Raw genomic sequence first — 9,346 nt, 5'->3', positions numbered from 1 at the left:
GCCGTCGGGGTTGTACGCGCGGTCGGCGAAAGCCTCGGGTACCGTCCGCAAGCCGGCGTTCCCGGCCACCCGCTCGATCACGGACCCGGGAAGTACGAGGAGGGGCAGGGCCGCGTCGACGTCGGTGACCGCTTCGACGACTGCCCGTGCCTGCTGCTCGTGATGGACGATCGTGTTGTACAGCGCGCCGTGCGGCTTGACATAGGCAACTGCGGTGCCCGCAGCCTTCGCGAGGGCCTGCAGCGCACCGATCTGGTAGACGACGTCGTTGGTCAGTTCGGCGGATGACACATCGATGAAGCGCCGCCCGAAGCCGGCGAGATCCCGGTAGCCCGGGTGCGCCCCCACCGCAACGCCGGCTGCCGCGGCGGACGCGCAGGTGGCGCGGATCCCCACGGGGTCACCCGCATGGAAGCCGCAGGCCACGTTCGCGCTGGAAACCGACTCGATGATCCGTGCGTCGTCGCCGAAGCTCCAGTTGCCGAAGGATTCCCCGACGTCGCTGTTGAGGTCGATCGCGCCCATGATGAACTTCTTCCCGCCGCTAGGGCGCCGCCTTGAACCCGATCAGCTTGTGCGTGCCGTCGCAGTACGGCTTCAACGCGGACGCTCCGCAGCGGCACAGGGCAATGGTCCTGCGCCGTCGAGGGAGTGCGGCGCCCTCGGGGTCCACGAGCTCGAAATCCCCGCGCACCAGGAGCGGACCGTCCGGGAAGGCCACGATCGACGCGGCCGCCTCCTTCGGAGAGGGTGCGGCGTCGTCGGCGTGGGCACCGGCCTCGACCGGGATGCCGCTCATACCGGCGACGCCGCGGAATGGAGCAGCGAGGTTCTTCCACCCGCCCAGGCGTCCATCACCTGAACCGTCATGAGACCGTCGACGTAGAGCGCCGCCGCTGCTCCGAACAGTACGTCCTCCAGGAGGTCCGGCTCGGATTCGACAAGCCCGCCGGCCATGTCCCGGGACGCGATCTGTTCATGAACCGCGTCGGCCTCGACATGCTCGTCGAAGTACTCCCGGGCCTCCTCGCTGTACCCGTGGCGCTTGAAGCCCCGGGAATAGAGGCGGTTGGGCTGCGAAGAGGTCATCTCGTACACGGCGAGGTGGCCCACTGCGGCGCCGCGGAGGCGCCGGCTGAGCCCGAAGAGCGACATCAGGTTGCTCGAGGCGAGGGTGATGGCGGGGGTGGTGTCGAGGTAGGCGCCGTAGGTGTCGTCGAGGTCGAGTTCGCGGAGCGTCTTCGCAAACAGCGCCGAGTGCATGCGCGCCGGGCGTCCTCCACCGTATTCGTCGGCCTGGATTTCCACCAGCGCGGCTTTGGCGCGCCCGGTGAGGCGGGGGATGGCGAACGTGTGGGGGTCGGCTTCCTTCAACTGGTAGATGGACTTGTTGATCAGGAACTCCCGCAGCTGCTGGTCGGTGGCTTCCTTCGCCACGAACCGTGACATGCTCGGACCTCCGGCCTCGCCGGTCATCCGGAAAAGCTCGGCAGCGACGGCTTCGCTCTTTGCCGCCGGCAGCTCGCCCAGGGCCACCTCCTGCCGGATCCGCGCCTCCATCGCCGCGCTGATCCTGCCCCTCGCCCCGATGAGGGTAGGGTTCCACTCCCAGTCGGTGCTCGCACCGTCGATGCCGCTGTAGTGGAGTTCGTACAGGCAGAACAGGGCCAGCTGCAGGTCGTCGTCGAAAAGGAGATCCGGCGTGGACACCACGGCACGGTCCACGGCGTCCGGCAACCCGTCGAGGGCCGGCTGTGCCGGTCCGACGCCGGTGATGATGCCGAGAACCAGCTCACTGACGGTCCCGCGTGCTGAAGGTTGCTTCATCAGTCGCTCTTTCTCTTCGACAATGCCCTCCGTACGATCGGGGCCCGATAGTAAGCTTACTTGGCTTCACTGCCGGACAGGACGGTGCGGGTAGTGGGTCCCACTACAGGGCAGGGCCGGGGTGGCCGCCCTGCAGGCGGACCACCCCGGCCCTCGGGCGGCGTCGGGCCTAGACCCGGTCCGCGGTGCGGTTGCTCTTCCTCGACAGGGCCAGCGCGAGGCCGATCATCCCGATGCCCAGGAAAAGGTGAAGCCAGTTGTCGGCGTTGTTGAGCGGGACGAAGTTCGCCGCAGAGTCCATGTCGATGAACAGGCCGTACAGCCAGAGCACGAGGTAGATGACCCCGCCGCCCAGCAGGTAGGCCCTGGATCCCGAAACGGACTTCGCCATGGCCAGTCCGGCCACGCCGAACAGCAGGTGCACGATGTTGTGGAGGATGGAGACCTGGAAGAGGCCGAGCAGCATCGCGCCCGACTCGTGTCCGGCGAAGGCCATCTGGTCATAGCCGCTGGTGGTCCCGGGAGTGAATCCCAGGACACCCACGAGCAGGAACACGGCACCCACGGCCTGCGCCGCCTTCTGGATCGCCGTCTTGCCATGGTGGACGGTGGTGTCGCCTGATGTTGTCATCTGGTTCTCCTTACGACTATTCGCGGTTCAGTTTGTCCTGCATGGTTCCCGCGGCCTTTTCCACGACGTTGGGAACTTCGGTGGTGCCGTAGAAGCGCGCGTCCGGGTGCGTCGGAGGCGGCATGGGGGCACTCGTCGTCGGACCGTCATGGTACGAGAACTCGCCATATCCGTCAGGCGTCGGCCCTGACGCCCAGCTGCCCTCGGACGCCGGCGGGCCGTCCGAGAAATTGAGGTACTGGTAGGACACCGAGCGCTCCTCCTTCTTGAGGGGGAAGTTGCTCGGTACCGGCATCATTTCGAGTTTGTCCTCCTGCAGTTCGCGTGCCGCTGCAATCCACTGGTTCTGGTGCATGGTGTCCCTGGCGGGGAGGAAGGACAGCAGGTCCCGGACTCCGTGATCATCCGTCATGTGGTGCAGCCGGGCCACCTGGAGCCGCCCCTGCATCTCCGCGTTGGCATTGGCCGTGAAGTCCGCCAGCAGGTTCCCGCTGGCGGTGATGTAACTGCCCTGCCAGGGGTTGCCCATGCTGTCGGCGGCCCGGGCTCCCGCGCCGGCGACGATTGCCTGCTGCAGGTCGGTTCCACTGACCACCGCCGCAACGGCAGGATCGGACTGGACAGCGTCGGCGGTGATGCCCAGCGGTGCCTTTTCGAGCAGTTGTGCGATCATCGTGGCCAGCATCTCCACATGGCCGAACTCTTCGGCACCGATGCCGAAAAGGAGATCCCGGTACTTGCCGGGGGTATGCGCGTTCCACGCCTGGAAGCTGTATTGCAGGGCCACGGTGATCTCGCCGTACTGGCCTCCGAGCACCTCCTGCAGCTTGCGCGCATACACGGCGTCAGGCTTGGTGGGGCTCGCCCCTCGTGTGGTCCGGTCACCGTGGGTCCGTGTCGTCGAGGCAAGGGGAAACCGGTCCTCCTAGAACGACGTCAACTCCGTCCACAGGGAATTCGGTAGATACTAAGCTCACTTATTTGGGACTTGCCATCTCCAGAAAAGAGCTTGCGAGATTAAGCTAAGCATGCTTAGCTTTGGAGATAAGTCCAGCAAAACATTGCAGGACGCACGCATCGGGAACTCGATGGAACGTCCGTTTTACCGGCAGAATCAACGTAAGGAACGAACATGACTACGCAGAATTGGCCACAGGACCCCCTGGTTCCGTCAACTACCGGTAACCAGTCTACGGCCGGCGAGTTCGGAGCGACCGGTACCAGCGGGGCCGGCAACGACCAGTCCAAGACCTCGGCCGCCAAGGGCCAGGCGAAGGACGTCGGCAGGGAAGGCGCGGACGCTGCAAAGAACGTAGCGGGCACCGCCGCCTCGGAGGCGAAGAACGTTGCAGGCGAAGCGGCGGCGAAGGCCAAGGGCTTGCTCGGAGATCTCGGAGACGACATCAAGAGCCAGGCCGGCACCCAGCAGAAGCGCGTGACCGAAGGCATCCGCGGTATCAGCGACGAACTCCGGTCCATGGCCGACAAGTCCGAGAACCCGATGGTCTCAAAGCTCGTTCACCAGGTATCCGACCGCACCGGTTCGGCGGCAGGTTGGCTCGAAGGACGCGATGCAAGTGACATTCTTGAGGACGTCAAGGGCTTCGCGCGGCGCAAGCCCGGCATGTTCCTCGGAATTGCCGCAGGAACGGGCGTGCTCGTCGGGCGGCTCACCAAGGGCCTCACCGGAGGGTCCTCGCAGGGATCGGACCAGTCCTCCACGACTGGCCGGTCCACGGGAACCTACGACACCGACTCCTACAGGACCAACACGTACGTCACCGACACTTCCAGCACGGGCCTGGGCGGAACCGGGTACGAGACGGGAACGAGCCGCGGACAACACGTCGCCGATGCCGCTCCGGCCTACGTGGATCCGGCCGTTGAATACCCGACCATTCCCCCCGGCACCCCACCCGTCGGAACCCTTCCGGGAGAGAGGGACCTGCGCTAATGAGCGAGGCATACTCGGGCGGGGCGCACCCCGCCGCTCCACCACCGCCCTCCGAGGCCGAGGTGATGTCGGCCAACCTTTCGGTCGGAGAGATCCTCAGCGAAACCACGAGGGATCTTTCCAAGCTGATGCGGCAGGAGGTCGCCCTCGCGAAGGCGGAGGCCACCGAATCGGCGAAGGAGGCCGGAAAGGGTGCCGGCATGTTCGCCGGTGCTGCTGTCGGTGGGCACTTTGTACTCCTCTTCCTGTCGATCGCCCTGATGTGGGGCCTCGGAGCGCTCATGCCGCTCGGCTGGGCAGCAGTGATCGTCGCCGTCCTGTGGGGCATCATCGCGGCCGTCCTTGCATCGATGGGCAAGAAGGAAATGAAGAAGGTCAAAGGCCTTCCCCTCACGGCTGAGACCGTCAAAGAAATTCCGCCGACACTGAAACCAGGTGAAGAAAGCCCATGAGCCAAACCCCAGAAGAAATCCGCGCTGACATCGAGCGCACCCGCCAGGAGCTCGGCACCGACGTTGACGCCCTGGCGGACAAGGTCAACCCGGCCAACATTGCACACCGTCAGACCGAAAAGGTAAAGACCAGTTTCAGCAACGTCAAGGACACGGTAATGGGCAAAGCGGAAGATGTAGCGGACACTGTCAGGGGCAAGGCCCACGACGTCAAGGACACGGTTCAGGACAAGGCCGGGAACGTGAAGGGTTCGGCCAGGGATAAAGCCGGTTCCGGCAAGGGCTCAGCGCACTCGGCGGCCGACCAGGCCAGGCTGAGGGCGCAGCACGCCGGTCACGCCGTGCAGGGCGCTCCCCGCGAGCTCAGCAACAAGGCAGCGGGAAATCCGCTTGCCGCGGGCCTCATCGCCTTCGGCGCCGGGCTTCTGGTAGCCTCCCTCATTCCCGCCAGCCAGAAGGAGAGGGAAGCAGCATCCGCGCTGAAGGAGCAGGCTGCGCCGCTGAAGACCGAACTGGCAGATGCCGCGAAGAATATCGTCGAGGACATCAAGGAACCCGCTCAGGAGGCGATGGCGTCCGTCAAGGAGTCGGCCACGCAGTCCGCGCAGAACGTCAAGGACGAGGGCCAGCACGCCGCTTCCGACGTCAAGGACAAGGCACAGGACGCCAAGAACCAGGTAAAGAGTCAGTAGAAGAGCACGGCGGTCCTTCCGGGCCGACGCGGCATGGAAGGCGTGGAACATAGGATGTTCCACGCCTCCTGCAACGTCCTCGCGACGCCTGTAGCGGGAGGATGCTCCACAATCCTCGAAACTTGATAGTAAGCAGGCTTTGCATCGAGTACTAAGTGTGCTTACAGTAGAGACCGGTGGTCCTTTGGGGGGAAGATCTGCATCCCGCCACCGCTGACCGAACAGCCAGTAATTCCAGGCCCCTCATCATGAGACAACTCAGAAGGAGAAGGAAATGATCAGCCAGAACAACATCGACACCATGCTCAGCAGCGGCGGAAACGTCGTCGGATCAGACGGCGAGAAGATCGGTTCGATCGGGCAGGTATACCTTGACGACCAGACCGGCGAGCCCAGCTGGGTGACGGCGAAGACGGGGCTCTTCGGAACTTCCGAGTCCTTCGTGCCCCTGCAGGGCGCTGACCTCGACGGTCACGATGTGCGCGTTCCGTACTCGAAGCCCCAGGTCAAGGACGCTCCCCGCGTCGACTCGGACGGCAGCCTGAGCCCGGAGGAAGAGGAGCGCCTGTACCGCCACTACGAGCTCGGTGGCACCGGAACCCGCACCGAAACCACCACCGGTACCGCTGGGACTAGCGGTCTGGAGACCGCCGGTGTTGGTGGCGTAGGCGGCATGAACCGGGATAACGACCTGGACCTCGACGCACGGGGAGGACGCCATGAGGCGGACCTCACCGGCGACAGGGATCGCACCAACGACAGTGACCGCAACGCAGTGGGACACGACACCTCGGGCCCCACCACCGACGAGGCGATGACCCGCTCGGAGGAGCAGCTCCGCGTCGGCACCGAAACCCGCGAAGCCGGCCGTGCCCGGCTGCGCAAGTATGTGGTGACAGAAAACGTCACCCAGACGGTTCCGGTCAGCCGCGAGGAAGTGCGCATCGAGCGCGAGCCCATCACCGAGGCCAACCGCGGCAACGCCATGGACGGCCCGGCCATCAGCGAGGAGGAGCATGAAGTAGTGCTCCACGCCGAGCGCCCGGTCGTCGAGAAGGAAGCCGTCCCCGTCGAGCGCGTGCGCCTCAACAAGGAAACGGTCACTACGGACGAGACCGTCAGCAGCGACGTCCGTAAGGAAAAGATCGAGACGGACGACGTCGACGGCGTCAACGGAAACGACACCGACCGCCGGAACCGCTAAATAAGGTCCCACGGAAGGGCCCGGAGCTTGTCGAGCTCCGGGCCCTTCCGCGTCTCCGGTGCGATTGGGGACAGCTGCCAGCGCCTCCGCACAAATGCTAAGCAAGCTTCCTATTTGGGTCCAGACTGTCTAGAGTGGGTAAGGGACGAAGAAGTCCATGAATGATTTTGAGGAAGGAAATGCCACAATGCCGGAGTTGAATGAATGGTCCACGAGCCGCCTGCTCACGACAGCCGCGCGCATCGTCGAGCACTCCTGGAACGAGAAACTCCTGAGCATCGGCATCACCCATGCGGGCCTCACCACGCTCGGGGTGCTCTCGCGTGAAGGAACCATGACCGGGGTCCGTCTGGCCCAGTTGGTGCACGTCCAGGCACAGACTGTCGGACGTACGCTGGACCGGCTCGAGAAGCGGGGACTCGTGACGCGGCTCCGCAACACCGCCGACAGGAGGAGCCAGCGGATCACCATCACCACCGCCGGCTCCGAAGCGTTGGAGCGGGCGGAGAATATCGAGAACGAGCTGATGGCTGAGGACGGGCTCGCATCGCAGGACCTGCGGAAGCGCCTGCAGACGGTCATCAACGAACTCGGGCCGAACAAGGCACCTGCGAAGACCGACTAGGCCGCGTTCCTGATCCCACACGGAGGTCAGGCGGGAAAGGCGGGCCTAGTAACCGCCACCGTCCGCCGCCATGTTGTTGAAACGGGAGTAATGGCCCTGGAAACCCACCACGATCGTTTTCGTCGGCCCGTTCCTGTGCTTGGCCACTATGACGTCAGCCTCACCGGCACGCGGCGACTCCTTGTCGTACACATCGTCACGGTGCAGCAGGATCACCATGTCGGCATCCTGCTCGATCGATCCTGACTCACGCAGATCCGACACCTGCGGCCGCTTGTCGGTTCGTTGCTCCGAACCTCGATTGAGCTGGGACAGGGCCACCACGGGGACATTCAGTTCCTTGGCCAGCAGCTTGAGGGCACGGGAGAATTCCGATACCTCCTGCTGGCGCGACTCGACCCGCTTCCCGGACGACATCAGCTGAAGATAGTCCAGGACCACCAGCTTGAGGTCGTGACGCTGCTTCAGGCGCCTGCATTTGGCCCGGATCTCCATCAGCGACATGTTGGGGCTGTCATCGATGAAAAGGGGGGCGTCGTTCATCCGCCCCATGGTGGTGGCGATCTTCCCCCACTGCTCATCCTTGATCGTGCCCTTGCGGAGGTCCTGAAGCCCGATGGTGGCCTCTGCCGAGAGCAGTCGCATGGCGATCTCGTTACGCCCCATCTCCAGGGAGAAGAAGACGGTGGTCTGGTTGTGCTTGATGGCAGCCGACCGCGCCCAGTCGAGGGCGAAGGTCGATTTACCCATGGCGGGCCTCGCGGCGATCACGATCATCTGCCCCCCGTGCAGGCCCTGGGTCAGCTCATCAAGCTCGTAGAAACCCGTGGGCACGCCCGTCATGCCCTCGCCGCGGTGGCCGGCCGACTCGATCTCATCGACGGTTCCCTCGATGATGTCCTTCAGCGCCACGTAATCCTCGGCTGAGCGGCGCTCCGCCACCGCATACACCTCGGCCTGCGCGGCGTTGACGAGGTCGTCGACCTCCCCGTCGTTCGAGTAGCCCAACTGAACGATCTTGGTGCCGGCGTCCACGAGGCGGCGCAGGACCGCACGCTCCCGCACGATCTCCGCATAGAAACCGGCGTTGGCCGCGGTCGGCACCGACTGGATCAGCGTGTGAAGGTAGGCGGGACCCCCGATCCTGGAGATCTCGCCGCGCTTGGTGAGCTCGTCCGACACCGTCACGGCATCGGCCGGCTCACCCCTGCCGTACAGGCCGATGATCGCCTCGTAGATGCTCTCGTGGGCCGGGCGGTAGAAGTCGATGCCGCGGAGCACCTCGACGCAGTCGGCGATCGCGTCCTTGGACAGCATCATGCCGCCGAGCACCGACTGCTCGGCCACCAGATCCTGCGGAGGTGTCCGGGCGAAATCGGGTGAGCGGACGTCCTGCGGGGATTCGGCGTGGGCCAGGGACACGTCAGTGCCTTTCACTTGATCAATTCCCGGAAGGACGGGTCGGGTTGCCAATGCAACGAGCCGTTCCGGGGTCTTCATGGATGGTTTACCACCCGGCACCCCCTATTTTCCGAGGGACCTCCGCAACGGTAGCCGTGCAGCACACCGATGCATAGCCACCAATCGACAGGCCCTGTGGACAACCTGTGGGAACTGCGGCGTGTCTTGTGCACAGGATGGGGACAACGCTGTGGATAACAAAAAAGATTCCCGACAATAGTGGCTCTGACATGGGTGAACTTTATCCAGCCCATGTGGATGGAAACTATTTCGGGCCAACCTTCATCCACAGGTTGCGTGTTGACAAGGGGCGGAAACCGCCGCGCTTAAATGCGTTCTGCAGCCGCGGACCTACCGGTGGCGGAGTGCGGCGCATCGTCTGCCGGCCCTCCCCCGCGTGACCAGCACCTATAGCCCGCCACGTACCTACCGCGGGAGCATTACCGGTTCAACACCACCCGGAAAGCGGGGTTAAAAGCGGATCGCCCCCGCAGTATTCC

Annotated in this window: 10 protein-coding genes and 1 pseudogene; 5 read left to right on the top strand and 6 right to left on the bottom strand. The window is 64.6% G+C overall.

Annotation, left to right across the window (positions count from 1 at the left end):
• From Y704_RS25480 to Y704_RS22425, 5 genes and pseudogenes are all read right to left on the bottom strand, one after another.
• Positions 1–525 (bottom strand): LamB/YcsF family protein (locus Y704_RS25480; protein ID WP_035773309.1); only part of this gene is annotated, 525 nt, incomplete at its 3' end.
• 19 nt (positions 526–544) lie between these two features.
• Positions 545–799, bottom strand: a complete 255-nt coding sequence (locus Y704_RS22430; RefSeq protein ID WP_026551077.1) for a CDGSH iron-sulfur domain-containing protein — start codon at positions 797–799, stop codon at positions 545–547.
• The gene (locus Y704_RS0117590) at positions 796–1,827 is read right to left on the bottom strand and encodes an iron-containing redox enzyme family protein (RefSeq protein WP_026551076.1); all 1,032 of its coding nucleotides are present in this window, start codon (positions 1,825–1,827) and stop codon (positions 796–798) included. Before Y704_RS0117590 ends, Y704_RS22430 begins: the two co-directional genes overlap by 4 nt.
• A 169-nt stretch (positions 1,828–1,996) precedes the next feature.
• Positions 1,997–2,458, bottom strand: a complete 462-nt coding sequence (locus Y704_RS0117585) for a DUF4383 domain-containing protein (protein WP_026551075.1) — start codon at positions 2,456–2,458, stop codon at positions 1,997–1,999.
• Between the two features lie 16 nt (positions 2,459–2,474).
• Positions 2,475–3,323 (bottom strand): annotated as a pseudogene (locus Y704_RS22425) (manganese catalase family protein); the annotation flags it as partial.
• Between the two features lie 267 nt (positions 3,324–3,590).
• On the opposite strand from Y704_RS22425, the gene Y704_RS22420 reads away from it, so the two are divergent.
• The 5 genes from Y704_RS22420 to Y704_RS22410 all read left to right on the top strand — a co-directional run bounded on the left by Y704_RS22420 (position 3,591) and on the right by Y704_RS22410 (position 7,385).
• Complete coding sequence (locus Y704_RS22420) at positions 3,591–4,412, top strand: hypothetical protein (RefSeq protein ID WP_051477352.1); 822 nt, start codon at positions 3,591–3,593, stop codon at positions 4,410–4,412.
• Complete coding sequence (locus tag Y704_RS22415; protein WP_051477350.1) at positions 4,412–4,864, top strand: phage holin family protein; 453 nt, start codon at positions 4,412–4,414, stop codon at positions 4,862–4,864. Before Y704_RS22420 ends, Y704_RS22415 begins: the two co-directional genes overlap by 1 nt.
• Positions 4,861–5,556 carry a DUF3618 domain-containing protein gene (locus tag Y704_RS0117565; RefSeq protein WP_026551073.1) on the top strand — a complete coding sequence of 232 codons (696 nt, stop codon included), beginning with the start codon at positions 4,861–4,863 and terminating at the stop codon, positions 5,554–5,556. Before Y704_RS22415 ends, Y704_RS0117565 begins: the two co-directional genes overlap by 4 nt.
• 274 nt (positions 5,557–5,830) lie before the next feature.
• Positions 5,831–6,760 (top strand): DUF2382 domain-containing protein, encoded by a 930-nt coding sequence (locus Y704_RS0117560; protein WP_026551072.1) that lies wholly within the window; start codon positions 5,831–5,833, stop codon positions 6,758–6,760.
• A 187-nt stretch (positions 6,761–6,947) separates the two neighbouring features.
• A complete protein-coding gene (locus Y704_RS22410; protein WP_035773307.1) occupies positions 6,948–7,385 on the top strand; it encodes a MarR family winged helix-turn-helix transcriptional regulator in 438 nt (145 codons plus the stop codon).
• A 45-nt stretch (positions 7,386–7,430) separates the two neighbouring features.
• Here the strand turns inward: Y704_RS22410 and dnaB are convergent, their stop codons facing one another.
• Positions 7,431–8,807, bottom strand: coding sequence for a replicative DNA helicase (dnaB, locus tag Y704_RS0117550; RefSeq protein ID WP_026551071.1), 1,377 nt, complete (start codon positions 8,805–8,807; stop codon positions 7,431–7,433).
• Positions 8,808–9,346: the final 539 nt, after the last annotated feature.

The organism is Arthrobacter sp. Br18 (genome assembly GCF_000520555.1).
In the GTDB taxonomy this organism is placed as follows: Bacteria; Actinomycetota; Actinomycetes; order Actinomycetales; family Micrococcaceae; genus Arthrobacter_D.
Note: the sequence above shows the minus strand (reverse complement) of the source record. Positions and strands in the feature narration are given on the sequence as shown.

Bases quoted from the DNA above. Each gene is read 5' to 3' on its own strand.
- Y704_RS22430 (WP_026551077.1), bottom strand. From the start codon at position 799: ATGAGCGGCATCCCGGTCGAGGCCGGTGCCCACGCCGACGACGCCGCA.
- Y704_RS0117590 (WP_026551076.1), bottom strand. From the start codon at position 1,827: ATGAAGCAACCTTCAGCACGCGGGACCGTCAGTGAGCTGGTTCTCGGC.
- Y704_RS0117585 (WP_026551075.1), bottom strand. From the start codon at position 2,458: ATGACAACATCAGGCGACACCACCGTCCACCATGGCAAGACGGCGATC.
- Y704_RS22420 (WP_051477352.1), top strand. From the start codon at position 3,591: ATGACTACGCAGAATTGGCCACAGGACCCCCTGGTTCCGTCAACTACC.
- Y704_RS22415 (WP_051477350.1), top strand. From the start codon at position 4,412: ATGAGCGAGGCATACTCGGGCGGGGCGCACCCCGCCGCTCCACCACCG.
- Y704_RS0117565 (WP_026551073.1), top strand. From the start codon at position 4,861: ATGAGCCAAACCCCAGAAGAAATCCGCGCTGACATCGAGCGCACCCGC.
- Y704_RS0117560 (WP_026551072.1), top strand. From the start codon at position 5,831: ATGATCAGCCAGAACAACATCGACACCATGCTCAGCAGCGGCGGAAAC.
- Y704_RS22410 (WP_035773307.1), top strand. From the start codon at position 6,948: ATGCCGGAGTTGAATGAATGGTCCACGAGCCGCCTGCTCACGACAGCC.